An 875-nucleotide genomic window follows, 5' to 3' on the forward strand; every position below is an offset into this window, starting at 1 on the left:
CCCGTCGTCGTCTGATCGATGACATCAAGGAGCAGGTTCCCATTTGGAAACACCAGATTTTTGCGGATGGCGCGGCGGAATGGGTAGGCGCCTGCTGATCGGGGCACCCTACGATAGAAATAAGTCATCTTCTTGCCCGTCTCGACGTCGAGGCTCCCATGTGGTTCCTGTTGATCCCCCCCGTCGCCGTGCTCATAACTCTTGCGTGGGTCACCCTACGCAGCCGTCCCGACCGCACCTCCGAAGCCATGATCACGATTGAGGGCTACCGGCGCAGTATGGCCGCGCTGGCCCGACCGATCCCCGCCCAGCACGAGGTTCGTACCGTTACCGCCCTCGACGAACCCGGTCATCCCGGTCATCCCGGGCGGTCCGCCTCGGCCGGGGCGCCGTTGTCCGCGAGACACACGGCGCCGCCGCCCGAGTCCATCTGATCGTTTCCGTCCGGCGGCCGGGGCGTCTCACCGGCCGCCGGACGGCGGTTCAGGACCGAGTGGTCCGTCGAGTCCCTCGACCGTGCTTTCGATCTCGTTCTTTACTCCCCACCTCCCGGCCTTCCGCGCGGCCTTCCGGACTCTGCCCCGGCCTTCCGCCGCGCCTTTCGGGCCACCGAATGCCTTTCGGTGTCGATTACCGCAACCCCGGACCGTCGTGGCGAACCTCGGTTCCCGGGCGCCGGGACGAGGGCCGTGAGCCCTGATACATAGACTGCGAGCATGGTCCGGCGCACCCAGACCCTCGTGGTCGCGTCGGTACTGGCCTTGGTTCTCGTGGTCGCGGGGCTGTGGATGCCGGTACCGTTCGTCACCTTGGCCCCCGGGCCGGTCACCGACACCCTCGGCAGCGTTGACGGGACGTCCTTGATCACCGTGGAC

1 protein-coding gene and 1 pseudogene are annotated in these 875 nt (G+C 66.9%); both read left to right on the top strand.

Features of this window, described 5'->3' with window-relative positions; genetic code table 11:
• Positions 1-98 (top strand): annotated as a pseudogene (locus AC08ON_RS16295) (molybdenum cofactor biosynthesis protein MoaE); the annotation flags it as partial.
• 60 nt (positions 99-158) lie between these two features.
• A complete protein-coding gene (locus AC08ON_RS16300) occupies positions 159-434 on the top strand; it encodes a hypothetical protein (RefSeq protein WP_011438159.1) in 276 nt (91 codons plus the stop codon).
• The last annotated feature ends 441 nt before the right edge of the window (positions 435-875 follow it).

The organism is Frankia sp. CoWAU3, from assembly GCF_977971855.1.